A 26371-nucleotide genomic window follows, 5' to 3' on the forward strand; every position below is an offset into this window, starting at 1 on the left:
CGCGCTAGGGCGCGTTGAGATCCCAGATGGGGAAGGGCGTCTCCGGCAGAGCCCGGCTCGCCCGTACGCCGAGGTAGATGCCCACCGCGCCGCCGGCAGCGACTGCCGCCACGCTGGTCCAGAACCACCAGCGTTTGTAGACCGGACGCGATCGTTCCACGGGCGGCGGTGGCAGCGGGGGCGGCGTGACGAGTTCCCTTCGAATCGCCGTCCCCCGGTCGCGGTCGTCCTCCTCGTCGGGGTCCTTCTTGGGTGGCGGGGGGGGCTTCTGGGCCTCGAGCTTCCGTTCGAGCTCCGCCGCGAGCTGCTCCACGGCGTCGCGGTTGGCGGCCTCCGGGTTCTTCTTCAAGTAGAGCCGGAAGGAGAAGATCGCCTGCTTGAGCTCGCCCAGGTTGCGATAGCACTGCGCGATGTTGAACAGGAGCCCCGAGGCTGGCACCAGCTTGTACGCGGCCTCGTACTCCTTCAGCGCGTCCCGGAACTTGCCGAGTTCGAAGGCCTCCTTGCCGCGTCGGAAGTGCGTCTTGGCTTCCGTCTTGCGGTCGGCCTCGCTCTCCGGCTGGGCGGTGGCGCGTGGTGCGGCGGCCAAGACGGCCAGCGCGAGCAAGGCCGCCACCACGGCACGCCGGCGACCCGCGATCTGACGGTGCCCCTCGGGTTCCTCGCGGTCGGAGCCAACGTGCATGACGGCCCGATCTTACTCGCTTCGCCGGCCGTGTCCATCCGGCGCGTGCCTTCCGCCCCACGGCCGCCGCGTCGGGGATCAGTCGAACGGGTCGACCACGTCCTCGGGGGTGATCGGGCCGCGGGGCCCGGTCCCCTTGGTCGGCGCCGCACCACGAGGCTCCTTGACCTTGCCCCGACCTCGGCCGCGCGCGCTGCCCTTCGCGCGTCGCTCCGCGCTTCCTTTGGGCCGGGCCTTGAGCGCGACCGACACCACCATGTTGTCCGCGACCTGCACCGTCTCGACCGTCTCGAGGTAGCCGTCGCGTCGCAGCACGAGCGAGATCCGTTCCCCCGGATTCGGGAGCTGCAAGACCACGGGCGTTCGCCCGAGGCTCTTGTGCTCGCCCACGCGGAAGACGTCCGCCCCGGACGGCTCGCTGTGCACGGTGATGCGGGCTGCGAGCTGCGTGGCCGTCGGCTCTACCTTGGGCTTCGTCGACGCCTCGGTGCTCTCGGCGACCGGGGTGCGAGGAGGCACGACGCTGGTACGCGGCGTGGGGGCGGGTTCCGGCCCAGAGGCGGCTCCGGAGCCACGCTGCGGGAGCACCTCGTCGAGCGGGATCCCCGAGGTGACCCAGAACGCCAGGAGCGCGAGCCCCAGCACCACCGTGCCGGCCAGCGCGAGCATCAGGCCTCGGCGTCCGCGCCGCACCTCGCCGACCGGCGCGGGCGCCGACTCTGCCGGGGTGTCCGCGCGCGTCACCGCCTCCTCGAGGCTGGCCCGGAGCTCGACCACCGACTGGAACCGCTTGTCGGGGTGTTTCTCGAGGCAGCGCAAGATCACGCGCTCGAGGGCCACGGGGAGGCGGGGAGCCCCCTCCAGCTCCCGCGGCGGCACGGGCAGGTCGTTCATGTGCTTGACGACGTACTCGCCGAACGAGCGCGCGCGAAAGACCGGGTGCCCCGTGAAGAGCTCGTAGAGGATGGCGCCGAGCGAGTAGATGTCCGAGCGCGCGTCCACGGGGATCCCCGTGGCCTGCTCCGGCGACATGTACGCCGGCGTGCCGATCACCGACCCCGCCGCCGTCTGCCAGCTGTTGAAGACCTCGGCCTGCCCCTGCAGCTTGGCCACCCCGAAGTCCAGCAGCTTCACGAAGCAGGCGCGCGTCCTGTCCTTCAGCACGTAGACGTTGTCGGGCTTCATGTCGCGGTGGATGATCCCCGCGCGGTGGGCGGCCTGCAGCCCGTCGCAGACCTGCAGCGCGATCTGCAGGGCGAAGGGGATCGCCAGCGGGCCGTCGCCGGACTTCATCACGTCCGACAGGTCCTGCCCCTCGAGCAGCTCCATGATGATGAAGGTCTCGCCGCTCTCCAGCTCGACGAGGTCGGTCACGTCCACGATGTTCTCGTGGCGGATGTTGTTGACCGCGCGCGCCTCCTGGAAGAAGCGGTTCACGGCGTCCCGCTTCACCGCGTACTCGGGGCGCAGGAGCTTGAGCGCGACCTTTCGACCGAGGACCACGTGCTCGGCCAGAAAGACGCGTCCCATGCCGCCGGATCCGAGGAGCGAGATGATCCGATAGGAGCCGAGGATGTTGCCCAGGTACTCCTCGACCGAGTCGTCCAGCTTGCGGGATCGGCGCTTCCGCTCGGGAGCCGGGGATCCGGCCGAGGGCTCGGCGCCCCCCCGGCTGCGATTTCCCGTCACGCGCGCCTGACGGCCGGGACCGGTGCGCTGCAGGACGGGATCGGAGGCCGGTACGGCCTGACCCTGAGCCGCGGTCGGTTCGTCTTCTGCGGCCACGGGACCGGAGGCGGCCGCCTGGGCGGCGGCGGGGAGGCGACGCTGGCTGGTCTCGAGGTCCACCTCGACCTCGACCTGCTCCTCGAGCACCGCGTCCACGGACTGCGTCTGGGCGTAGGGCAAAGGAGCGTCCCCTTCGATGAGCTCCTCGAGCTCCTCTCCCTCCAACCGCTCCAACTTGCTCGAGGTCTCCTCTGGACGCATGACCTGCTGGCTGGTCCTCCCCGACGGAGGCCCCTCAGATTGACTCTGCCACACCCCGCCTCACGCCGCACCTCGCGAGCCAGAGACGACCGGGCCTGGAGTCCGTTCCCGATCCTCTAATACGCCTGATTTCCAATAGTCTATCCCACAAGCGGGGTGAGGAGCCAGCTTTTGCGCCGGCCCCCGTGGGCCCGGTCCGTGCGAGGCCCTCCGGCGCCCTTCTCAATAGAGGCGAACCAGCTCGCTGCCGGGGTAGTAGTGGCGCAGGATTTCCGCGAAGGGGCGCCCCGAGCGGGCCATGCCGGTGGCCCCCGTCTGGCACATACCGACGCCGTGGCCCCAGCCACCCCCTTTGAAGACGAAGGCGAGCACGCGCCCGCCGGCGTCCCGCTCCGGCGTCACGACGAACATCGAGCTGCGTAGCCCGCCGAAGAGCTGGCGGATGGTCAGCTCGCCGCGCACCTCCTTGCGCCCGAGCGCCCCTTCCACGCGCACCCGTCGCGCCCGCCCCGAGCGCCCGCGCTCGAGCACCTGGATCGCGCGCACGGGCCCGACCCCGAGCGCCTGCACGAGGCGGGTCAGCTCCTCGAGCGGGAGGCGCACGGTCCAGCGGTATTTCTCCTGGTTGTAGGTGCTCCCGCCGCAGTGCGTGCGCGGGCGCGTGGCGAGCCAGGCGGAGAGGTTCTCCTCGGTAATCCCGCCGCCGAAGGGGCTGCCCTTCGCGTCTCCGTCGAGGTGTCCCCTGAGGTGCGCGTCCGCACGCACGGGCCAGACGCGATCGTTGTCCTCGGTGTGGCCCCCGCATGCCGCGTGATAGACGGTGTTCACGAGGCTCGCGTCGGGGCGCACAAGCACCTGGCCCTCGGTCTTCTGCACGGCGTCGGTCGTGTGGGGGTGCTCGTGGCCGGCGCCGCGATAGACCTGGCAGTGCTGCCGCGCGCAGATGCGAAACGGGTCCACGAGGTGCCGCGTCCCGAGCTTGGCCATCAGGTCTCCGCGGGCTGCCACCGCCTGCGCCATGAGCGCCGCTTTCGGGGCCGTCGGGAAAATCTCCGCCGGGACCAGACCCGCGAGGAGCTTGTCGGCCGGCACGGCGTTGACCACCGCGAGGCGTCCGTTGCGATCCACGGTCACATAGATCTGGCCCCAGTAGGCCGCGGCCGGGGCGCGGCCGAGACGCAGGCCGAGCAGCCCCTTCCCCGTCGGTGCGAGCCAGAGCGCGTCCCGCACCCGCACGCGCGTCGTCCCCTGCTCGTCGGCGGCCTCGAGCCTCCCCGAGGGACGGGTCTTGAGCTGCGCGAGGACGTCGATCGGGGTCACTCCATAGCGCGTCGCGTGGCGCTCCGCCGTGGCGGTGGCCTCGGCCTCGGTGCGATACGGTCCGTCGGCCAGGATGTAGGCGCGGTTGTCGTAGACCTTGCCGCGCACGCCGAAGATCGTGCCCACCTCGAGGATGCGGCAGCGCACGCCGCGGCCCTGCCAGGTCTTGAGCTGGGCGGTCAGCCGTTCGAGGCCCGAGGGACCTTCGCGCGCCAGCACCGCGTAGTGCTCGATCTCGGCCGCCTTGGCCTCGGAGAGGGTCACGCGCCACCGCTTCCCCACCTGGACCTCCGAGCCGTCCTCGCCGTCGGGGAGCAGGCGGATGGGGGTCGTGCTCTCGATGACGGCCTCGCGCTGGCCGTCGGCTATGCCGATGGTGATGAGGGGGACGCCGCGCCGGTCGAAGGAGAGCTGGTTGCTGTAGAGCAGCCGCAGCTTGTCGCTACGGCTCAGCTCGTCCGCCCGGCTCGTCGTCGACATCGCGAGCAGGAGCCCCACGATCCATGGATGGCGCATCGGGGTCGATGCTAGGAGCCGCGTCCGGGGCGGGCAAATTTTGCGCTTCTCGCGCGAGACGCCCCACGTGGCTGAGATTCAGCCAGTTGATGAGGAAGTGCGCCGCGACGGGGCCGACGAGGCTCGCGGTGCGCTCGGCGAGGAGCCCCATCGCGAGGCCGAGAAGCGCCGCCGAGGCGGTCCAGGGCCAGAGCGCGAGCCGCGGGGGCAGGTGGAGCCCGGCGAAGACGAGGCTCGTGGGCACGAGTCCGAGAGCGGGCTGCATCGCGCCGCGAAAGAGGAGCTCCTCTCCGACGGAGGAGAGCGCGGCGAGGAGCGCGGCCTCTCCCGAGCCGAGAGGACCGAGGACGTTGCCGAACCAGACGTAGAGCTCTCTGCCCCACGCGGTGCGCGCTACCGAGACGCGGCTCATCGCTACCGTGAGGAGCCCGAGGGCCACCCCGCCGGCCAGGCCCGCGAGCAGCAGCGCCGGCCGACCGCCTCGGGGTTCGAGGAGCCAGAGCGGGCGAGAGGCGAGCGTCGCCCAGAGGAGGGCCGCCGCGGCCAGGCCGAGATAGAAGAGGACACTGAGGACGAGGATGCGCCGGTTCGGCATGGGGCTCATCTCCTCGACCCGGGCCGACCGCCGGGCGGTGCGCCGTGAGATGAGTTCGAAAAGAACACCCCGCCAACGGAGGGGTGCGAGGAGGGGGATTCGAACCCCCACAGGTCGCCCCGCTAGCACCTCAAGCTAGTGCGTCTACCAGTTCCGCCATCCTCGCAACGGGCACCTTGCGGCGCCCACCTCTTAGTAGCGCCGGCGAGATGACCTGTCAATTGCGATCGTCGGTGGCGCCACTACACGTAGTGCGCCTTGATGAGGTCGCTCGCTCCTCCGGGGTGCGAGCCCATGACCAGCACCACCGGGTCGCCCGGGCTTGCGAGTCCGGCGGAGCGAGCGGCATCGCTCATGGCGGCCACGGCCTCCTCGACGCTGGTCGGCGGCGTCGCCAGCCGGCGGGGGAGGACGCCCCACTCGAAGGCCAGGCGCCGGCAGAGGCCCTCGTCCGCGGTCAGCGCCAGGATCGGGACCTTCGGCCGGTACTCCGACAGGAGCTCGACCGTCGCCCCGCCGCTCGTGAGGACCACGATACAGCGCGCCGAGAGCTCCTCCGCCGCGCTCACGGCCGCGCGCGCGATGGCCGAGGTAGCCTCGCGGTAGCCGAGCGAGCTGGGGCTGGGCCGACCGCGAAAGCGCGCCGAGCCTTCCGTCTCGCGGATCACGCGGTCCATCGTGCGCACCGCCTCCACCGGGTAGCGCCCGCGGGCCGTTTCGCCCGAGAGCATCACGGCGTCCGAGCCGTCGAGGACGGCGTTCGCCACGTCCGAGACTTCCGCGCGGGTGGGGCGCGAGCGCTCCTGCATGCTGTCCAGCATCTCGGTGGCGGTGACCACCAGCTTGCCGCAGGCGTTGGCCTCCTCGATGAGTCGCTTCTGCAGAAGCGGCACCTGCTCCGGCCCCATCTCGACGCCGAGGTCGCCGCGCGCCACGAGCACCCCGTGCACGAGCGGCAAGATCTCGCCGAAGCGCGCCACACCTTCGGGCTTCTCGATCTTGGCCAGCAGGGGAAGCTCCGGCGCGGCTTCCTGCGCGGCGCGGACGTCCTCGGGTCCTCGCACGAAGGAGAGGGCCACGAAGTCCACGCCGAGAGCGCGCCCGAAGGCCAGGTCCCGCCGGTCCTTCTCCGTCACCGCCGGGATCGAGAGCCGCGCCCCCGGCAGGTTGACCCCCTTGCGGTCCGACACCTCGCCCCCGACGCGGACGCGGCAGAGGAGGCGACCCGCTTCCTTGCTCTCGAGCACGAGCTCGAGGCGTCCGTCGTCGAGCAGCACGCGGCACCCGAGTGACAGGTCCTCTGCGAGGTGCGGGTGGGGGCAGGGCAGGCTCCTCGGCTCGTCGGTCTGTTCGGCGAGCACGAGGGGGACGAGCTCCCCCACCTCCAGCGTGATCGGGCCCCCCGGCAGGCGACCGAGGCGGAGCTTCGGGCCCTGCAGGTCCTGCATCACCGCCACGGCGGCGCCGAGCTCGGCGGCCACGCGCCGCACGGTCTCGTAGACCCGGCGGTGGTCGTCGTGGCTGCCGTGGGAGAAGTTGAGCCGCGCGACGTTCATCCCGGCGCGGATGAGAGCCGCGACGATCGCCTCGTCGTGCGAGGCGGGCCCCAGAGTGCAGACGATCTTCGTGCGACGCATGAGGGAGACTCTACTCTCGCGCCCCGTAGAGATCACGCGTTCGACGGCCCGCTCAGGCAACTCACGAGGAGGGCCAGCTCGTGCGGGGCGTGGACGTCTCGGTCGAGCTCGGGGACCACGATCCGCGCCAGGCCCGGCGGGAGCGCCTCGCTCGCCTCCTGCCAGCTCCTGGCCTCGGCCTTCGCGCGCTGCCAGGCGTCCTCGTAGGTGGAGCGGAGCCAGGTGAGGCCGTCGGGTGCGTCGCAGCTTGCCGCGAGGGAGCCGAGGAGGTCCTCGACCCGGGCTCGCGCCTCCGGCGTCGGGCCGGCGTGAGGGAGCGGGTGGGCGCGGTTGACGATGAGGGCCTGTAGCCTTCCGCCGGCCTGCTCGAGCGCCGCCACGAGCTGCCCACGCTCCTCGGGTTGCGCCTCCACGGCCGAGGTCACGAGGAGGAAGGCGGTCCGGGGGTGGCCGAAGAGCGCCTCGAGCTCCGCGCTGCGTCTCCGAACCGCGCCGACCAGCGGCTCGAGGGACTCGAAGAAGTGCGCCACGTCGGCCAGCGCCCGCGCCCCCGTGGCTTCCCGGAGGCGCTGGGCCAACCGAGGCCCGCGTCGTCGTGGATCGGCCTCGCCCGACGCCGGTCCGAGGAGGCGCCGGGCCCACCGGGCGATCGGCTGCGCGAAGAGCGCGTCGATGCGTCGCGGGGCCTGCAGGAAGGCCACCGCGTGGCTCGACGGGGGGGTGTCCACGACGATCAGCTCATCGGGCGGGGCGGAGGCGCACAGGCTGACGAGCGCGTCCATCGTGGCGTACTCGAGGGCTCCGGCGAAGGAGCGGGTCAGCCGCCGGTAGAAGGGGTTCGCGAGGAGCGTCTCGGCGGCCTCGGGATAAGGCGCGTGGCGCCGCACGAACGCGTCCCAGGCGGGCTCCGCCGCCAGCATCGCCGCGTGAAGGGGCGCCTTCAGGGCGAGGCCCGCCGGGGTGAAGTGCCCGGCCGGCACGAGCGTGGGCGTGGGTGGCAGATGCGAGAGGCCGAGAGCTCGCGCGAGCTGGCGGGCCGGATCGATGGTCAGCACCGTGGCCGGGCGGCCGTGAAGCGCGGCGGACAGGCCCAGCGCGGCCGCCAGGGTGGTCTTTCCCACGCCTCCCGTTCCGAGGCAGATCGCCACCCGTTCGGCGGCGAGGAGCTCAGTTGCCGACACCGGCCGACCTTCGAGCGCGTTCGCAGTCCTCGGCGGCGATGGCCTCCGCGAGGCCGTACACCACCGCGCGCGGGCTCCCCTCGGGTGGCAGACGCGGCAGACGCACGGCGCGCACGCCGCTCTCGCGCTCGAGCCGGGCGATCCCCTCCTCCTGCAGGCGGGTCCAGCCGAGGGCGCGCAGGGCGGCCAGTCGCAGGTCCTCGCCCGCCGCGCTGTCAGGCCCGCCGAGACCTGCCGCGGTCCGCGACAGAGCGTCGAGAAGGCGAGGGACCGAGGCGGGTACGGGAGGCCGGCACTGGTTCACGTAGAGCTGACCGAGGGGCAGCCCGAGCTCGTCGCGCAGGCTCGAGACGAGGCTCCGAGCCTCGGCCAGGGGGAGCTCCTCGGGGAGGGCGAGGACGTGCACGGCGGTCTGCTCGGGATCGCGCAGGAAAGCGAGTAGCCGCTCGCTTTCGCGCTCCACCAGCCCGCGTCCGCCGCCGAAGCCTTCGAGCGCAGCGAGCGGCATGCGGAGCGCCGCGACCCCCTGACCCGTAGCGCCGAGGTCCACGACCAGGGCGTCCCAGGGCTGCGCCTCGCCGGACGGGCGATGCACGAGCGCGTCGCGGAGCTTCCCCACGAGCATGAGCTCCTTCAGGCCGGGCGCGGCGGCCACGAAGGCGCGATAGAGGCGGTGCCGAAAGATGCGCGCGAGCAGGCGCGGCAGATGCAAACGCCGCTCGAGGTACTCCCCGAGCGCGGCCTCGCCGTCGAAGGAGGCCAAGAAGAGCGCTCCAGCTCCTCCGTCGACGAGCGCGGTGAGCGGCACGAGCTCTCCCGCCGCGCTCGGTGAGGCGCCGAGCGCGCGCGCCAGCCCCTTCGACGGAAAGACCTCCACGGCGAGCACGCGTCGTCCGCCGCGGGCCAGCACCAGCGCCAGCGCCGCCGTCACGGAGGATTTCCCGACGCCGCCCTTGCCGGTCACGAGGTGCAGTCGCGCCGTCATCCGTTCTCTCCGCACGAACGCCGCGCAGAATGTCATTTTTTGCTTGCGCCGTCGACGCCACCCGGTGGTAAGAATCGGCACCCTCACCGCGCGGACTCGGTAGATGCGCTGCACCCCCGCTTGTCGGCCAGATCTCGTTCTTCCCCTCTGCGCGATGGCGACGGTTCTCGCGGCGGCCGCCGGGTGCACCGTGCGCCCCGAGGGCTACGACCTCGAAGGCCAGGACGTCGAGCTCGTCTTCGTGCACAGCGGCGACATCCACTCGCGGCTGATCCCCTACGACATGGACGTGGGGGAGACGGACAAGCAGCTCGGGATGGACCAGCGCAACGCCCCCTTCGGCGGGATCGCGCGTCTCAGCGCCATCGTGCGGCAGGAGCGCCAGAACAACCTGCGCTTCGCCTACGTCGACACCGGCGACGTCTTCCAGGGCGCGCCGATCTTCAACGCCTTCGGCGGCGAGCCCGAGTTCAAGGCGCTCACCAACATGGGCGTCGACGTGATGGCCATCGGCAACCACGAGTTCGACAACGGCGCCACGCCGCTCGTCGAGAAGGCCACCACCTTCGCCAACTTCCCGCTCGTCGCCGCCAACTATCTTCTCGAGGATTCGAAGCTCCTCGGCCAGGCCGCGACGGCCCAGATCGCCCAGCCCTACACGATCCTGAATCTGCGCGGCCTGCGCGTCGGGGTGATCGGCCTCGGCAACACGAGCGCCATGCGCGGCGTCTTCAAGGGCAAGAACACCCTCGGCATCACGCCCCTCTCGACGCGCGAGGTGCTCCAGTCCTACGTGGACTTCCTGCGCCCGCAGGTGGACCTCGTCGTCGTGGTGGGGCACATCGGCTACCACGAGGACATCGACTACATCCCGCGCACCGAGGGGGTGGACATCGTCTTCGGCGGCCACCTCCACATCGCGCTGAACCCCCCGAACGTGATCCAGGACTGCGACATCGCCAAGCTCCGGCGCGAGAAGGACCGCTACAGCTGCAACACCCCCGAGAAGCTGCAGGAGGCCGAGCGCGGCTGCCAGTCGAAGAACACGTGCGATGCGAAGGCCACGCCGAAAGAAGTGGCCGACTGCCAGGCCGCCTGTCGCAAGGAGGCCGAGGAGAGCTGCAAGCAGCTCGAGGAGAGCGCCCAGTTCGCCAAGCGACGAGCCGAGCTCGACGGGGACATCGCGATCCTCGAGAAGCGCGGGTGTCATCCGCGCAACGTGCTGCTGGTCCACTCGGGCGCCTTCCTGAAGTACGTCGGTCGTCTGCAGGTCACCGTGCGGCAGTGCACGCGGCTGGAGCAGCGCGAGGTCTGTGCCGAGACGGACGCCAACGGCCGGTGCCTCAAGAAGCGGCCGCGCCGCTGCGCCGGCGCCGACGACGGCCGCAACGACTGGGAGGTCATCGCGCACAGCTTCCGCCTGATCCCGGTCGACGCGACGCTGAAGGACGACCCGAAGATGTTGCGGCTGATGGAGCCGTACCTCCTCGAGCTGAATCGCCAGCAGCGCATGACGGAGGTGCTCGGCTACTCGGCCAATCGCATCCGCCGCTTCGGCGCCGGGTCGGGCGATAGCCAGCTCGGAAACCTCGTGGCCGACGCGATGCAGACCCGCAACCAGGTCTGGGCCGACTTCTCGGTGACCAACTCGCTCGGCATTCGCTCCGACGTGGTGATGGGGCCGGTCGATCGCGAACAGCTCACGAACGTCTTCCCGTTCGAGAACACGATCACCGTGATGTACCTCTCGGGGGCCGAGGTTCAGGAGTTGATGGACTTCATCACCCAGCGCTCGACGAATCGAGGCTGCCAGTCGCAGGCCCAGGTGGCGGGCGTCACGGCCGTGCTGAACTGCGGCGGGTGTCCGGGCAAGGGGGGCAACGAATGCGTCCGCGTGCCGTACAACGGCGAGGCGTGCGCGCAGCGGGTCACCGTCGGCGGCACCGGGCGCCCGTGCCTCGAAGACAAGGACTGCCAGCCCGAGAAGACCGGCGAGATCTGCACCGGGCAGCGGCACCCCGACCCCGCGCACGCCGGGAAGCGTCGCTGCTGGATGCCGATCAGCTGCAGCCGGTCGTATCGTATGGCGACCAACGACTACATCGCGAAGGGGGGGAGCGGCTTCCAGGTCCTCGAGCGGAACACGACGCAGAAGAACCTCGGCATCTCGCTGCGGCAGGCGGCGGCCGACTACATCCTCACCATGTCGAGCTGCGCGGAGAAGCCGAAGTTCAACGCCGCGGCGGGAGGAAAGCGCGAGTTCGTCCTCAAGCCGGAAGAGGAGGGAGAGCTCTACGCGCTGGAGGATCGGGCGCAGGCGGGCGACTGGAAGGGGGTCAACGCAGCCTACGCGGCGTTGCGCAAGCGCCTCGCGGATCGCTCGGCGGCGACGAAGGACGCGCTCGAGAAGGCGGGCCTCGCGAACTACCTGAGCTGCACCGACGACTGCTCGCAGGCCAAGGGGAGCTGTAACGGCCTGGCCTATCGCCAGGTGAAGGAGTGCTCGCAGTTCAAAGCCAAGAACGTGCCGCAGTGCGAGGCGCTCGGCCGGGTTCGGGCGGCGCTCCGCTGCGTGACGCTCCCCTGCATCAACGCGCAGGAGGATGCGCGACAGCAACGAGTCTTCAAAGAGGGGAGCGGTTCCCCCGACCCCTACGAGCCGTGGCCGGAATGACGCGACGCCAGTCTCTGCTGCTCGGACTCCTCGCCCTGCAGGCCGCCGGCTGCGAGGTCCCGGACCAGCCCCGGGTGGGGGCCTTCAAGGTCACCCTCGTGGGAAGCCCCGAGAAGGGGACTCCCGAGCGCCCGATTCCTTTCTCGCTCGAGGCCAAGGAGTTCACCGTGCGGGTCGAGGCGCTGAGGCCCGACGGCTCCGGCGCCCCGGACCCGAACTTCAACGGCTGGGTGGTGATCGCGGCTCGCCCCTCGGGCAGTCTCGATCCCTCTCCCGCCGCGGTCAGGCTCGCGGGGGGCAAGGCCGACAACGTCAAGCTGGCGCTCAAGCTGGCCTACGGCCCGGTGCGGCTCGTTGCCACCGAGCAGGGCTACGATCCGCGGCTCACCGACGCGGCGAAGGCCCAGTGCAACAACGGGCGGGACGACGACGGCGACGGCTACATCGACGCCGCGGATGATCGGGGGTGCTTCTATCCCAACGATCAGAGCGAAGCCGGCGGGGCGGGGGCCACGGGCGCGAGCGAGGAGATCTTCTTCGCCAATCCGCGCCTGGCCGACGTGCAGAAGCCCGCCGGACTGGGTCGCGGCGGCGACTCGTCACCGTTGTGGCGCCAGCGGGTGACCGTGGACGCCGGCTTCCTGCTCGTGACCCGTCTCTCGGTAGACGGCCTTTACCTGAGCGACTTCGACGGGGTGACCTGGGACGGTGCCAAGTGGGTTGCCGACGCGGCCAGCCTCTCCTATCGGCACGTCTTCGCCTTCAACTTCAGCACGCCGATGAACATCCAGGAGGGGGACTGCCTGGTGCAGATCGACGGCACGATCGACGAGTTCTTCAACTACACCGAGCTCGGGAAGCCCACCTGGAAGAAGGGGGACTATGCCTTCTGCGCCGCCAAGGCGCGCGCGGCCGGCCTCACGAGCTGCCCGGCCACGGTCACGGCGCAGAACGGCGCGGCGGCCGACGCGTGCCGGCGCTCGGTCGGCACGCTGGCGAACACTCCCGTGGAGCTGACCAAGCTCATGGTGGAGGAGGGGGGCAAGCCGATCTCGGTCTGGGACGCCCGGACGATGCAGACCGAGCGCTTCGAATCGGCGCTGGTGCAGCTCTCGGACGTCACGATCATGAGCGAGGTCAGGGCGTGCGACCAGAACGGCAACGCCAACATCGACTTCTCGGACCCTGCCGAGGAGCAGTGCTCGAACGCGTGCGGGGACGACCCCGGCTGCCAGGTCAAGGAATCCTTCGTGCGTTACAACCAGTGGACGGTGAGCTTCGAGGATGGCGAGGGGACCCGGCGCGAGCTGGCCATCGTCTCGAAGGGCGCGCTGCCCAACTTCGATCCGAGCAAGGCGCTGGGCAAGAAGATCGGTCGGCTGGTGGGCACCATCCGGCACCTGGGCTTTGGCCGCCCGGCCTGGGTCCTGGAGCCCCGTCGTCAGACCGACTGCCCTGACTGCAAGAACTGACCCGGCGATCCGACGAGGCGACGGATGTTGAGGCTCTCCATGTATATGCGAATATCTGTTCTAGTAGCTGCCGTCCTTTTCGTTGCGGGGCCCGCCTGGGGCGGAGACTTCATCGACTCCCGCATCACCTTCACCATCGGTGACGACAACTTTCTCAAGCGAGCGGGGCAGCAGGTGCCGGACAGCCCCAAGCTCGGGATCGGCGACCGCGAGGGGTACGAGCTCTCCTTCGACAACCTGGACCTCGCCACCTCCGGTCGCGAGAACCAGCTGCGCCTCGTGCTCTACAAGAAGGTGGAAGGGATCCTCCCCGGGCTCTTCACCGAGGCCGCCGGCGCGCTGCGCATCGACTTCGCGGAGCTCCAGCAGCAGGACCCGCGGGTGAACAAGGTCTTTCAGGACGACAGCTCGTACATCCGCCTGATGTACGCGCTCGACCCGGGCAAGCTGGGGACGCGCTTCGTGGACCTGGTCCTCTTCCCCCTCTCCGGCGACCGCTTCCGCGTGGGCTACCTCTACGACCTGACGTGGGGGGGCACGGACATGTTCCCGAGGCGCAAGGGGCGGCTGAGCCCCGGCTTCAAGCTCGGCGGCAATCACGGCCGGTTCTACTGGTGGGGCGGGATGAAGTTCGTCCCCGCGTCGACGGCGCCGCGCGAGTCCAAGGACGAGCAGGGCCTGACGATTACCACCGAGGAGCTGGAGACCTTCTATAGCGCCCTGGCCGGGGTCGGAGTCCAGCCGATCGACGGGCTGAGCATCGACCTCTCCGGCGCCCACATTCAGATGGCCGAGAATCCGATCAAGGACGTGGCGGGAGAGCTGGTGACCGCCACGGGCTTCTCGGCGCGTGTGGCCTACGGGCGCGGCTTGAAGGTCGGGCTCTCCTCGGACCTGAGGCTGCTGCGCAACGACCCGGAGTTCATCGAGCAGCTGGGCACGCGCCCGACCTACAACCCGGCGGGCGGAGTCAGCTGGCGCGTGGCGTTCGAGGCCAACGCGATCGCGCAGACCCTGGCCGACCCCGACCGCTACGGCGCCACGACGGTGCAGTGGGCCACCGCGGGCGCGCTCGACGCGCGCCTGCAGTGGAAGTACCTGCGGGTGAACCTGACGGGCGTCTATCGCAGCCTGCAGTTCATTCTGCTGGAGACGCCGAGCTTCGTCCCCTTCCAGTCCTTCCCGAAGGACGCGGAGGTCTCGCCGCAGATCTTCGGGGCGCTCTCGGTGGACTATCACTTTGCGCGCCTCGGGCTCACCCCGGGGGTGCAGTTCGGGGTAGAGCTCCCCGCGGCAGTGAAGACGCAGCTGACGGCTCAGGCCGTGGGCTCGAACGCTCCGCGGACCGTGATCGGCGAGAACACGATCGTGATCCGCGCGAACGGGCGGCCGGACATCCTGCCGGAGGGGGAGTCCCGGGTTCCGCTCGTGCAGAGCCGCGTGTCGCTCCGCTGGCACGCCTCGTCGATCCTGACGCTGGTGGGCTTCGCCTTCATCACCCTGGACAACAACGCGAGCGTCCTGCGCATCAATCCGGACCTGTCCAAGACGCGTATCTTCGACGACGCGCTGCGCTTCGGCGCGGGAATCACGGCGCAGGCTCGCTTCTAGCGGGGGCGCCGGCGGGAGGGAGGTCGGGGCATGCCGAACCTGGAGCTCGAGCCGAAACGTCACGTCTCGATCTTCAGGCGCATGGCCATCGGCACCTGGCGGACCGCCTACGACCCCTCCGTCTACGGAACCATCGAAGTGACGATGGATCGCGCGGTGGCCTACATCGAGGCCTTTCGCGAGGCCACCGGCCGTCGGCTCACCGTCACGCACCTGCTGGCGCGCGCGGTCGCGGAGACGCTCCGGCGCATGCCCGACGCCAACGCCATCCTGCGGTTCAACAAGATCTACCTGCGCAAGCGCATCGGCATCTTCATGCAGGTGGCGATGACCGACGAGGGAGAGGACAAGATCGACCTCTCCGGGGTGACGATCCAGGACGCGGCGGACAAGAACCTGCTCGAGATCGTGGATGAGACCGAGCGCAAGGTGGCGGCGGTGCGACAGCGCACCGACCCCGAGCTCGAGCGCGGTCGCGGGCTCGTGCGCTTCATCCCCAGCCTGCTGCTGAACTTCTTCCTCCGCTCGGTGAGCTTTCTGGCCTACGCGCTCAACCTCGACCTGCGGTGGGCGGGCATTCCGAAGGACCCGTTCGGTTCGGTGATGATCACCAACATCGGCAGCCTCGGGCTGGACATGGCCTACGCGCCGCTCGTGCCCTACTCGCGGGTGCCGATCCTGCTCGCCACCGGGGCGGTGCGCGAGCACCCCGTCGTCGAGGACGGGGCGGTCGTGATTCGCAAGGTCATGAAGGTGAACGCGACCTTCGACCACCGCTTCATCGACGGCTATCACGCCGCCGTGATGGCGCGGACGCTCCGGCAGTGGCTCGAGCACCCTGAGGAGATGTACGGGGCGATCCCGACCGAGGTCCCGTTGCCGGCGGCGGGGACGGAGGGCTCGCGCGGATGATGGTGCGCGGGCTCGGGGGGCGGGTGTCTTGGTGTGTCGGGGCGGCGATGATCGTTCTCGCCTGCGCCCGGCTCGCCGGAGCGGAGAAGGGATCGCCACGCGGCGAGGTGGACCTGCTGCGGAGCGAGAAGGGCGTGGTGATCGCCGTCTCATCGGCGGTGAGCAACCCTCGGATCCACCCGCGGCAGCTCGTGGACGGGGCGCTCGACACGGCCTGGAACGGACGGAGCGGCGACCTCGCAGGGGCGTGGGTCGCCGTGCGGCTCCCTGGGCCGAGGCGTGTGAGCGCGGTCGAGCTCACTGCCGGCTTCGCGTCGAATAAGGGGAAGCGAGACCTCTTCCTCGGCAACTACCGCATCAAGCGACTGCGCGTGGTGGCCGATGGCCGGCCCGTCGGGGAGCTCACCCTCGACATCGAGCAGCGTGGGCTGCAGCGCCTGCCCGTCAAGGGGACCGCACGCGAGTGGCGCTTCGAGATCGTCGAGGTCGTCGCGGGGACGGAGCGCCGGTGGCGGGAGATCTGCGTTTCGGAGCTCCGGCTGCTCGGGGCACTCGCCGCGGGAGCGCTCGACAGGGCGGTTCCGGAGTTTCGGGTGGGCAGCCTGGATGGGCGGCCGCCGTGTCCGATGGGCACGCGCTTCAAGCGGCAGAAAGAAGATAGCGGCGAGCGCGAGGAGTGGTGCGAGCGGCCCAGCGGCGAGAAGCACGGCTACTACGGGCGCTATCGGGCGGACGGCAGGCCGGAGGAGCTCGGCGGCTACGAGAAGGACCAGAAGGCGGGCACCTGGACGACCTACGACAAGGACACCGGGGAGGAGTCGGAGGTCTGCGACTACGACGCGGACGAGAAGCACGGCTGGTGCACGACCCACGGTGTGCACGGGGAGGAGACGCAGCGCGGCCGGTACGTACGGGGGGACAAGGATGGATGGTGGCGGGAGGGTTGCACGCACCACGCCGATCCAGAGAACAAGTGCACCGACGTCCTCTATCGGAGGGGAGCCAAGCGCAAGACGGTGCGCTGCACGCCGGGCTCCTGCCCGTCGGAGGCGAGCAATTGACGCGAGGGGCGGGGGCGCCGTATACCTGGATCGTTTCGTCGAGGAGCCAAGCGTGTATCTCGGACGGGTGATCGGCACGGTGGTCGCCGAGCAGAAGTACCAGGGCCTCGAGGGGCAGAAGCTCCTCGTGGTGCAGCCCCTGAACCACCGGCAAGAGCCGACGGGCGAGCCGCTCGTGGCCGTGGACACCGTGCGGGCGGGACCGGGCGAGCTCGTCTACCTGACCCAGTCGCGGGAGGCGGCCCAGGCGCTGGAGAACACCTTCGTGCCGGTAGACGCGGCGATCATCGGCATCGTGGATCAGCTGGCGGTGAAGCGGTGAAGATCTGTCGGGTCGCCGGCACGGTGGTCGCCACCGCGAAGCACCCGGCCTACGCCGGGCAGAAGCTCCTCGTGGTGCAGCCGGTGGACGAGCGCGGCGTCGAGCAGGGGCAGAGCTTTCTGGCCGTGGACCGGGTCCAGGCGGGTGAGGGGGACACCGTCCTCGTCCTCTCGGAAGGGAACGGGGCCCGGCAGCTCTTCCAGGCCAAGGTCCTGCCGGTCCGGTCGGTGATCGTGGGGATCGTGGACCGGGTGGACGCGAGCGTCTGATGCAGAGCGAACTTCAGCTCCGGCAACAGCTCGCCGCCTTCTCGCACCGGGTCTGGGAGCGAGGGTGGGTGGCCAACCACGACGGGAACCTCTCGCTCCGCCTGCCGCGAGAGCGCCTGCTCTGCACCCCTACGGGGGTCTCGAAGGGGGGGCTCTCCGCCGAGGCGATGCTGGTCGTGGATGCGTCGGGCAAGGTGCTCTCGGGAAAGGGGCGACCCTTCTCGGAGCTCGGGCTGCACCTGGCCTACTACCACGGGAGGCCGGACGTGCAGGCCGTGCTCCACGCGCATCCGCCCACGGCCACGGGATTCGGCGTGGCGGGGGTGGGGCTCGATCGGCCGTTTCTCCCCGAAGCGGTGGTCAGCCTGGGCCCCGAGGTTCCGACGGTGCCCCTCACGGCGCCGGGGAGCGAGGCCGCGCAGGTGCTCTCGGGCTACGTCACGGAATACGACGCGCTGCTTTTGGCCGGCAACGGGGCCCTCTGCTGCGGCGTCGACCTGGAGCAGGCCTATCTCCGGATGGAGCTCGTGGAACACCTGGCGAAGGTGGCGCTCGTGGCGCATCAGCTCGGCGGGATCCAGGCGCTCCCTGCGCAGCTCCTCGAGCCGCTCCTGGCGGCCCGGACGCGGGCGGGGCTCGGGCCGGCGGCGCGTGCCGCGGGGAGTTCGACGGCGGCGCAGACGGCAGACCCCGCGGCGCTCAAGCGGCGCGTCGACGACGAGATTCGGCGCGTCCTGAAATAGCGCGAGCCTTCTAGAACGCTCAGTCCGCCAGACCCAGCTTGGCCCGGCAGAGGTAGTACTCCTCGCTCGCGGCGAAGGTCAGCAGGTCCCGCACGGCGAAAGAGGCCCGGAGCTGATCCGGGTAGACCGGGCGCCCCGCGAGCGCGGGCTCCTCCTGCGCGAGCTGCCTCAGGGCGAGCGACAGGTCCCCCGAGAGCACGAGTCCCACGCGGTTGGCCGTCAGGCCGAGGGCCGTGCGGTAGGCCCCGGTGTCGAAGGCGAGGTCGGGGCGCTCGCGGAAGAGGTCGCCGAGCTTGCGCGCCACCTTGTAGGGCAAGGCTCGCTTCAGCTCCTCGGCCTGCACGCGGGCCTCCAGCGTGGGCGCCTTGTGCTTCACGTGCCGCGGATGGAAGGCGCGCAGCACCGAGGCGAGGAGCTGGGCCAGCTCGGCGCGGGGAAGCGCGGCGGCGAGCACGCAGGCGGACTGGCTCAGCTCGAGCGCACGTCCGAGGACGAAGCGCAGCTCGCCGACGGAGAAGGCTTGCGCGACCTGGGGCGTCACCACGAGCACCGGCGGTGCGACGGCAAGGACGCGGGTGGACTTCTCGTCGTCCGGACCGATGTGCAGCGCGGTCTGCCTGATGCCGAGCGCTCGCGCCGCAGCGGAGAAGACCTTCGCTAGGTCGTGGTCGGCGACGGGAGAGACGCGGCTCGCGGGGTCGAGACCGAAGTCTGCGAGCTGCCGCGCGAGGAGCGCCGGCCCAGCCTCCCAGAGCGTGACGAAGACCTCGCGCATGTCCGCGAGCCCGGGGAGCGCGACGAGGGCCCGCCGCTCGGCCTCGGGGAGCTCTCCCGGGTACGGCACGTTCACGTCGAGGTCCTTGGGCACGAACCCGGTGAGGAAGCGCTCGCCCGCCTCGTCGAGCTGGTCCATCGCGCGCAGCACCTGGTAGATGCAGTACGCGCGGTAGGGAGCCGAGTCCTCCGAGGCGCGGGCCACCGCCCGCAAGGACTCGATGCGCTCCACGTCGCGGGCGAGGGCGCGGTGGTTGGCCAGGGCCTCGGCCGCCCGCTCGGGGTGGAGCTCGTAGAGCACGAGGAGCTCCTGCCGCAGCCCCGCGTCCTCCTCGAGCTGCACGGCCTTCTCGAGGGCCCAGATGGCGTGCGCCGTCTGGCCCTGCGCGCGGTGCGCCCGCCCGAGGGCCTCGTAGAGCTGGGCGCGGAGTCGCCGTTGCTCGGGGGTTCGCACCGGGGGAAGCGCTGCGAGGTGCGAGGTGAGGAGCTCGACCACCGCCGCGTGCCGCCCCTGCGCCTGCAGCCCCCGGCAGAGGCCCTCGGCCGCCTCGGTACAGGTGGGGTCGAGCTCGAGCGCGGCCCGGCGTCGCGCGTCGGCCTCCGCGAACTCTCCTCCGGCGTCGTGCTCGCTCGCGGCCACGAGGAGCAGGGCCACGCGCCGCGCGATCTCCTCCAGCGCCGCAGCGAGGGCGGCCGCCACGCGGGCCGCGGCGGAGTGCTCGCCCGCGTCGCGGAGCGTGGGGAGCATCTCCTCCAGACACTCGGTGCGGCCCGGGTCGTCGGGGTGCAGCTCGGCGAGCACTCTCACGTAGCACTCGGCGGCCTGCCGCCGGTCCTCTAGCCGCGCGAGGTAGAGCGTGGCGAGTGAGCGGAGGAGTCGCTGCCGTTCGGCGCGTTCCGTGGTCGCCAGCGCGACGCGGCGCATGAGGGCTGCCGCCTTCGCGACCTGCCCCGCCTCGAGCGCGGCGTTGGCCAGCTCCTTGAGCGACGGAACGTGGTCTTCGAAGAGAGCCACCGCCGCCTCGAAGTAGGGGAGGGCGCGCTCCGGCCGACGCAGCCGCCGCTCGCACTGCCCCGCGCAGTAGAGCGCCTCCGCGGCGACGGGGCCGTGGACCGCGGCCTCCGGGTGCTCGAGCGCCTCCCGCAGGTGGCGGAGGGCTTCCCGCCAGCGATGCGCGCGAAAGCGATTCTGGCCCACGGCGAGGCGCAGCAGCAGGTTTCGCGGCTGGAGCCGCAGCGCCTCCATGAGGTGGGTGTAGCCCTCCTCCGCCCGACCCATGCGCTCGAACAGGTCCCCGAGGCGATAGTAGAGGGGACCCGCCGTGCGACCGGTGGCGGTTCCCTCGAGCCGTCGGATCGCGCCCTCGAGGACGCCGCGCGCGGCCTCGACGCGGCCGAGGGAGAGGTAGAGGTCCGAGAGCGCGTCGAGGGCCGGGACGCAGTCGGGCGAATGTTCGAGAGCCTGCTGCAGGAGTCCCGCGACCTCGGCGGGCTCCGCCCCCCGCGCACGAACGAGCGCCGCGAGCTCGGTCGTCAGGCGCGCGCGCTCGGAAGCGTCGTGCGAGAGGTCGCGACGCAGGAGCAAGAGCTGCTCGCGCCGGTCCGATAGCTCTCCGCAGAGGGCGAGGAGCGCGTCGACGGCGGTCGCGTTTCGCCCGTCGAGCACGAGGACGCGCTCGAAGAGCCGCACGGCGCCGCTCGAGTCCCCGGCGGCCTGCAGGACGGCGGCGGCACGGAGGAGCCGATCGACCGCAAGGGAGAGGTCGCTCGTGCGCTCGGCCAGCTCGAGCTCGAGCTCCACGTAGTCCGGCCAGCGCTCTTCCCGCTGGGCCAGCTTGCTGAGCTCGAGGAGCGCCTCCTCGTGGCCCGGAGATGCGGCGAGCGCCTCCTCGAGGGTCACACGCGCCGCGGCGGGCTCTCTGAGCTGCGCCGCCTGCAGGCGAGCCAGCCGTACGAGGAGCGCGGCGACGTCGGTAGAGGGCCGACCTTCGAGGCGCGCTCGCTCGACCTGGTCTCGAAGCAAGCGGATCGCGCCGTCGGCCTGCCCCGCGCGGACGAGCACCCGAGCCAGCCCTTCCTCGACGTCGGCATCGAGAGGGCCCATCTCGCGCGCGCGCTGGAGGAGCGTCGCGGCCTCCGCCGCCTGGCCGCTCTCCTCGAGCGCGCGGGCCAGCTGCACCAGCAGCGGGCGGAGCTGCGCCTCGTCGTGCTCGACGATCACCGTTCGTTTGCGCAGGATGGCGAGCAGCTCCTGGGGGTGGTCGTGCTTGGCGAAGAGCCGCGTCAACGCCTCGAGCGCTTCGGGCTCGGCGGGGTCGAGCTCGAGGACCCGTTCGTAGGCCGAGATGGCTCGGTCCGGCAGCTCCAGCTCCACCTCGAAGGTGCGGGCCAGCCTCAGACCCGTGTGCACCTGGGTCTCGCGGTCGCCGGGACGAGCCAGGAGCGTCTCGAGGACCTCGATGAGGCGGGGCCAGAGCCCGAGCTTCTCGTAGAGGTTCGCGAGACGCGTGCGACTGCGATGGTCCTGCGGATCCTCGATGGTGAGACGGGAAAGCGCTTCGGCCGCCTCGAAGGAGAGGTCGAGTTCGTACTCGTAGAGGTCCGCGAGCTCCCGTAGCCGGGCCGCCCGTTCTCCCGCGGTGAGCTGCGGTCGGAGCGCTTCGAGCTGCCGCTCGTTGTGCGCGGCGAGCTTGGCCCATTGCCCCTGCTGTTGCAGGAGCTGGCGCAGCCGCTGCGCGGCCTCCCGGTTCGTCACGTCGAGCGCCAGGGCGGCGGCGAAGTGCGTCTCGGCGGCGGGGTTGCCGTGCTCGGCGAGGAGCGTTCCCAGATGCAGGTGCAGGCGCAGCAGGACGGGGGCCTCGGCCGCGTGGTCGAGCAGCCGGTGGTAGGCCTCGACCAGGCGATCCGGTCGGTCGGCGCGCTGGGCGAGCGCGACGAGGCGCTCCTCCGCCTCGGGGTGCTCCACCTCGAGGAGGGCCGCCTCGGTGAGCGCCGAGAAGGCCCGGTCTGCGTTATTCGGGCCCTCCTCCCAGAGCGCGGCTTCGGCCCAGAGGTGCCTGCGTCGAGCCGCGCGGTCGGGCGCCGGCAGCTGGCGGTAGGCCTGGGCCCAGCGGAGCCATGGATCGAAGGGGGCCACCTCGCGGGACGCGGCCGCCTCGGTCTTGGGGGCAGGGCTCGTGGGCGCGCGACCGTCGGCGCCGCGCAAACGCGCCATGACACGTCCGACCTCGACGACCTCCGAGCCCGAGAGCTCCACGGTGCTGTCCTCCCGCCGGGGGCGCGACGTGGCGATGACGAACGATCCCTCGCTTTCCGGAGGGAGGGGCGGGGGCGCCGGCATGGGGGGCGGCGAGGTGCGAAGCACCGGAATCTCGGGCTGTGATTCCGCGAGGGAGGGGTCGAGTTCGAGGATCTCCTCGTCCTCCACCTCGAGCGTGTTCTCCGGGCGCTCGGGCCGGGAGGGTGCGATGACCAGCGGGCCCGGCGGGGCGAAGGGCGCCGCCGGGGCGGGAGCGGTGGCGAGCAAGCGCGCGAGGCGAAAGAGCTCGGGTCGCAGCTCCGGGTCGTCCAGATCGAGCGCCAGCCCCTCGAGGAGGGTCAGGAAGGCGTGGTGCGGGTCCTTGAGCCGACCCTCGTGGAGCCAGGCCAGATGCTTGAGGATCTCGAGGCGGCTCCCGGCAGCTGCGGTGTGTTCGAGGCGTTGCCGGTGCAGGGCCAGGACCGGTTCGAAGTGGTGGGTCTGCGCGGCGAGGCGCTCGATGTCGAAGAGAATCTCCGGCTCCGGGTCGAGTGCGTAGAGCTGGACGAGGGCTTCCTGCGCCTTGTGCGGGTCGCCGAGCGCCGTCTCCGCCAGCTCCGCGAGCCGGTGGAGGGAGGCGATGCGCTGATCCCGCGACCGCCCGGTCCCCTGGATGCGTTCGTAGACGGCGGCGAGCTCGCTCTGCTGGCCGGCGGGTTCGGCGAGGCGCTCGAGCTCCGGCAGGAGAACCTCCACGTCGGGGTCGGAGGCGAGGGCCTGCAGGTAGGCCTGGAAGGCGAGGGCCGGGTCCCCCAGCCGCTCCTCGGCGACCTTGGCCATGCGCTGCGAGAGCGAGAGCACGAGCTCGGGCTCTGCGGCGCGTCGCCGCCCCTCCGTGTAGACGGCGTAGAGTTCCTCCCAGAGCTCGTGCGCCTGCGCGAGGCGCTCGAGCTGCGGGAGCGTCGACTGGTCCTCGGGGAAGAGGTCGAAGGCCCGCCGATACCACTCGAAGGCGCGGTCGGGGTCGGAGAGTTGCTGCTCGCAGAGCTGCGCCAGTTCGATGAGCAGGACGAGTCGCTCGCGCCCCTCCGGCAGCGCCGCGTAGATCGCGGTGGCGAGCTCGAGGAGCTTCGTCGGCGCCCCGACGCGGTGATACAGGCGCCTCAGGGCCAGGAGCGCCTGGGGGTGGTCCGCGCTGACGAGCAGGACGCGCTCGTAGGCGAGCGTGGCGGCTTGCTCGTCGGCCAGCTTGTCCTGCCAGAGGGCCGCGATCTCGAGGGCCAGGCGAAGCCGGTCGCCGGCGTTCTCGGCGGTGACCGGGGTGAGGAAGAGCTCGCGCTCGGCGATCTCGACCGCCTTGTGCCAGTCGCCGCGGCGCAGATAGAGCTGCTTCAACCGGCGGTGGGCCTCCTCGTCGCCGGGAGCGATGGTGTCGAGGATGCGCAGGTAGACGTGCTCCGCGGCCTCGGGCTCGCCGAGCTTCTCCTCGAGGAGGTCCACTTGGCGAAAGGCGAGGGCGAGCTTCTCCTCCTCGTCATCGGCCAGGTCGAGCTGCCGACCGACGATCTCGGCGAGCTGCGGCAGGCGTCCCTGCTGTCCGTAAAGGCGCGCCAGAGCGTCGAGGGCGCCCCGATCGGCGGGGAGGAGCCGCGAGAGCTGTTCGTAGGCGTCTATCGCGACGTCGCGTGCGTCGAGCTGGTTCTCGGCGACGGTGGCGAGCTGCTTGAGGAGCGCTGCTCGCTCGGCGGTGCCGAGCTCGGGACAGAGCGCAAGTCGGCTCCGGAGGGAGCGGATGAGAGCTTCGGGTTCCCCGGTCGCCGCGTAGAGTCGGCAGAGCGCGGCGAGCGCCTCCGCGTCGCCCGGGGCGAGCGTGACCACGTCCTCCCAGTAGGCCGTGGCGCGTCGGAGATCCTCGAGCCGGGTGTCGGTGAGCCGGGCCAGGGCGCGGATGGACTCGACCCTCTCGAGCTCCGTCCGGGCCATTTGGAGCCTATATTCTAGAACGCGAACGAGCTGCGGCCAGTCGTCCGAGCGTTCGAGCAAGCCCTGCAGGCGGTCGAGAGCCTGCTGGTCGTGCGGGGCCAGCTCGAGGAGGTGCCCGTAGGCCCAGATGGCGTCCTTCGGACGGTCGAGGGGGCCCGTGGAGAGCTCTGCGAGCCGGCGGAGCGCGGCGATGCGGTCGGGCCTCGGCAAGAGACCCTCGAGCTGCTGCTTCAGCGTCGCCGCCAGCGCGGGGAGGTCGCCCTCGCGCTCGTAGAGCGCGGCGAGGAGGGCGAGCGCCTGCTCGTCGTCGGGTGCGAGCTGCAGGATTTCGCGCAGCACGGCGATCGCTCCGAGCGGGTCGACCTGCCGTTCCCAGTGGGCCTGTGCCAGACGCCGGAGCGCCTGCAGGCGGTGAGCCGGGGAGACGGCGCCGGCCGCCTCGCGCTGCAGAGCCACGGCTTGCGCGTGCCAGGCTTGGAGCCTGGCCGCCAGCCGGTGCACTGCGCCCGCCGAGCGCTGCTGATCCGGGTGAAGGTGAGCGAGCTGCTGCCAGGCCTCGAGGGCTCCGGGGAGGTCCCCGAGGTCGCGCTCGCAGACCTCCGCGAGCTCCTCCAGGCGGGCGCAGACCTCGACGGCCGGGGCCTTGTGCTCGGCGGCCCACTGCGCGGCGAACCGGAGCAGCTCGGCGAGATTGCGGTGGTCGCCCTTCTCCCGGAAGTAGCTCTGATAGGCGTCGTGGGCCTTGCGGTTGCCGGGCTCGAGCTGGAGCACCTCGTGCAGGAGCTCCGCCGCTCGGTCGGGTTCGTCGAGCGCGTCGCGGTGGAGCTGCGCCATCTCGAGCATCACGCGCGCCTTCTGAGCGCGATCCTGGAGAGCGTCGAGCGAACCACGGAGAAGCCCGAGGAGCTTGGCGTGGTCGCCGTCGGCTCGGTAGAGCTCCTTGAGGCGCGAGGAGGCCGGGCCTCCGAGGGGCTCGTGCGCGAGGATCGCCTCGTAGCAGGCCTTCGCCCCCTGGCGGTCGCCGAGCTTCCTCTCGAGGAGCTCGGCGCGACGCATCTGCAGCTCCGCCGCCTCGACCGTGGTGGCGGTGGCCAGCCGTTGCCGGTAGAGCCGGTCCAGCTCCTCCCACCGATTCGACTCCTCGTAGGCGCGCTCCAGGCGGGAGGCGGCCGCGGGATTGTCGGGGTCGGCCCCGAGCGCCCGGCGCAGGTAGCCGATAGCCCCGTCGCGGTCGCCGCGGGCGTAGCGCCGCTGAGCTACCTGGAGCAGGAGGTTCGCCGCCTGGTCCAGCCCGCCGGGCAGCGGCCACTCCGGCGAGGCGTAGATCTCCGCCAGGTCCTCCATCAGGGGTTCGTCTCCGGGGCGGAGCTGCACCGCCTCGGCGTAGCTTTTCGCGGCGCCCTCGAGGTCGCCCAGCTTGTGGCGGTGGATCGTCGCGATCTCCGTGAGCAGCTCCACGCGGCGTCGGGCGTCGGTCGTCGTGGCCAGCTCCACCTGGTAGAGCTGAGCCACGATCTTCCACTGCCCCGTGGCGGCGTAGATGCGGCGACCGGCCTCGACGGCTGCGACCTGCTGCGGGTCGGCCTTGAACGCCCGCTGATAGTGCACGATCGCCCGGTCGAGGCGCCCGTAGCGGTGCTCCCAGATCTCGGCGAGCTGGTGTTCGAGCCGCGCCTGGCGCTTCACCTCCAGGCCAGCCTCCATCAGCGCCTCGATCTCGAGCTGGAGGATCCACACCAGCTCGGCCCACCGCTCGCGTTGCTCGGCGAGCTGGCGCAGGCGCTCGAGCGCCCGTCGGTGACCCCGGTCGAAGAGCGTGGCCTTCCGGAGAGCGCGCAGCTCGGCCTCGAGATCCTCGCCGCGCTGGTAGACCTCGGCCGCACGCCACAGGAGGTCCGCCGCCGCCGTGCCTTCGCGCAGGTGGGCCGCGTGGCGTTCGTAGAGCGCGCCGAGCTCGGAGAGGAGGTTCTGCGCCTGGTAGTAGCGGCGGAGCGCCCCGAAGGCATCGGCGTCGCTCGGGTCGCGACGAAACACGGCGAGGTGCTGTTCGATGCTGGGATTCACGAGACCTGCTCCGCCCGCTGCCGGCCGCGTCCACCTCGAGGACGCCCCACGCCTGGCGAGCGACCAGCGAAGGGGGACCGCGTCGACGACGGAGAAGGACAACTTTATCACGCGATTTTCTCGTGGCGCAACGAACGGTGCCCCGCGCGGTGGATTGACGGGCGTCAGAGCCCTGTGGCACTCATGAGCGCGGTGAGGGTGAGAGCGTCGTCAGAACGGTCGCCCGAGGAGGGAGCGCGCGAGGCAGCGCGCGGCCTCCGGGGAGGCCGATGTCGCAGAGTCGGTTTCGTCGCCGGGGTGCTGCTCGTCGGACAGAGCGGCTGCTTCCTCGGACGCGCGA

Annotated in this window: 16 protein-coding genes and 1 tRNA gene; 8 read left to right on the top strand and 9 right to left on the bottom strand. The window is 71.3% G+C overall.

The features are described 5' to 3' along the window. Positions 1-4: 4 nt before the first annotated feature. From IT371_14140 to IT371_14175, 8 genes are all read right to left on the bottom strand, one after another. Positions 5-685: a tetratricopeptide repeat protein gene (locus IT371_14140; protein MCC6748796.1), complete on the bottom strand. Its 681-nt coding sequence runs from the start codon at positions 683-685 to the stop codon at positions 5-7. A 78-nt stretch (positions 686-763) separates the two neighbouring features. After that, positions 764-2674, bottom strand: coding sequence for a serine/threonine protein kinase (locus IT371_14145; protein MCC6748797.1), 1911 nt, complete (start codon positions 2672-2674; stop codon positions 764-766). Between the two features lie 222 nt (positions 2675-2896). Further along, positions 2897-4510 carry a SpoIID/LytB domain-containing protein gene (locus tag IT371_14150; GenBank protein MCC6748798.1) on the bottom strand — a complete coding sequence of 538 codons (1614 nt, stop codon included), beginning with the start codon at positions 4508-4510 and terminating at the stop codon, positions 2897-2899. Beyond that, a complete protein-coding gene (locus tag IT371_14155) occupies positions 4437-5105 on the bottom strand; it encodes a CPBP family intramembrane metalloprotease (protein MCC6748799.1) in 669 nt (222 codons plus the stop codon). The genes IT371_14150 and IT371_14155 overlap by 74 nt, the downstream gene beginning before the upstream one ends. Before the next feature lie 84 nt (positions 5106-5189). Beyond that, positions 5190-5271 (bottom strand) — tRNA-Leu (locus IT371_14160). 76 nt (positions 5272-5347) lie between these two features. Next, positions 5348-6742 carry a pyruvate kinase gene (gene pyk / locus IT371_14165; GenBank protein ID MCC6748800.1) on the bottom strand — a complete coding sequence of 465 codons (1395 nt, stop codon included), beginning with the start codon at positions 6740-6742 and terminating at the stop codon, positions 5348-5350. Between the two features lie 32 nt (positions 6743-6774). Further along, positions 6775-7923: a hypothetical protein gene (locus IT371_14170; protein ID MCC6748801.1), complete on the bottom strand. Its 1149-nt coding sequence runs from the start codon at positions 7921-7923 to the stop codon at positions 6775-6777. Then, positions 7910-8908 carry a hypothetical protein gene (locus IT371_14175; GenBank protein ID MCC6748802.1) on the bottom strand — a complete coding sequence of 333 codons (999 nt, stop codon included), beginning with the start codon at positions 8906-8908 and terminating at the stop codon, positions 7910-7912. Before IT371_14175 ends, IT371_14170 begins: the two co-directional genes overlap by 14 nt. Positions 8909-9062: 154 nt before the next feature. On the opposite strand from IT371_14175, the gene IT371_14180 reads away from it, so the two are divergent. From IT371_14180 to IT371_14215, 8 genes are read left to right on the top strand one after another with little or no spacing between them, the layout of a single operon-like run. Further along, entirely contained in the window at positions 9063-11582 is a 2520-nt protein-coding gene (locus IT371_14180; protein ID MCC6748803.1) for a 5'-nucleotidase C-terminal domain-containing protein, read from the top strand. Further along, complete coding sequence (locus IT371_14185) at positions 11579-13054, top strand: hypothetical protein (GenBank protein ID MCC6748804.1); 1476 nt, start codon at positions 11579-11581, stop codon at positions 13052-13054. The genes IT371_14180 and IT371_14185 overlap by 4 nt, the downstream gene beginning before the upstream one ends. 39 nt (positions 13055-13093) lie before the next feature. Further along, positions 13094-14665, top strand: a complete 1572-nt coding sequence (locus IT371_14190) for a hypothetical protein (GenBank protein ID MCC6748805.1) — start codon at positions 13094-13096, stop codon at positions 14663-14665. Between the two features lie 30 nt (positions 14666-14695). After that, complete coding sequence (locus IT371_14195) at positions 14696-15577, top strand: 2-oxo acid dehydrogenase subunit E2 (GenBank protein ID MCC6748806.1); 882 nt, start codon at positions 14696-14698, stop codon at positions 15575-15577. Positions 15578-15624: 47 nt separating this feature from the next. Then, the gene (locus IT371_14200; protein ID MCC6748807.1) at positions 15625-16638 is read left to right on the top strand and encodes a hypothetical protein; all 1014 of its coding nucleotides are present in this window, start codon (positions 15625-15627) and stop codon (positions 16636-16638) included. Positions 16639-16690: 52 nt separating this feature from the next. Beyond that, positions 16691-16960: a EutN/CcmL family microcompartment protein gene (locus IT371_14205; GenBank protein MCC6748808.1), complete on the top strand. Its 270-nt coding sequence runs from the start codon at positions 16691-16693 to the stop codon at positions 16958-16960. After that, positions 16957-17229, top strand: a complete 273-nt coding sequence (locus IT371_14210) for a EutN/CcmL family microcompartment protein (protein MCC6748809.1) — start codon at positions 16957-16959, stop codon at positions 17227-17229. Before IT371_14205 ends, IT371_14210 begins: the two co-directional genes overlap by 4 nt. Further along, positions 17229-17972 (top strand): class II aldolase/adducin family protein, encoded by a 744-nt coding sequence (locus tag IT371_14215; protein ID MCC6748810.1) that lies wholly within the window; start codon positions 17229-17231, stop codon positions 17970-17972. The genes IT371_14210 and IT371_14215 overlap by 1 nt, the downstream gene beginning before the upstream one ends. A gap of 19 nt (positions 17973-17991) precedes the next feature. On the opposite strand, the gene IT371_14220 is transcribed toward IT371_14215, so the two are convergent. Further along, positions 17992-26031, bottom strand: a complete 8040-nt coding sequence (locus IT371_14220) for a hypothetical protein (GenBank protein ID MCC6748811.1) — start codon at positions 26029-26031, stop codon at positions 17992-17994. Between the last annotated feature and the right edge of the window lie 340 nt (positions 26032-26371).

It is taken from the genome of Deltaproteobacteria bacterium (assembly GCA_020848905.1).
GTDB lineage: Bacteria > Myxococcota_A > Polyangia.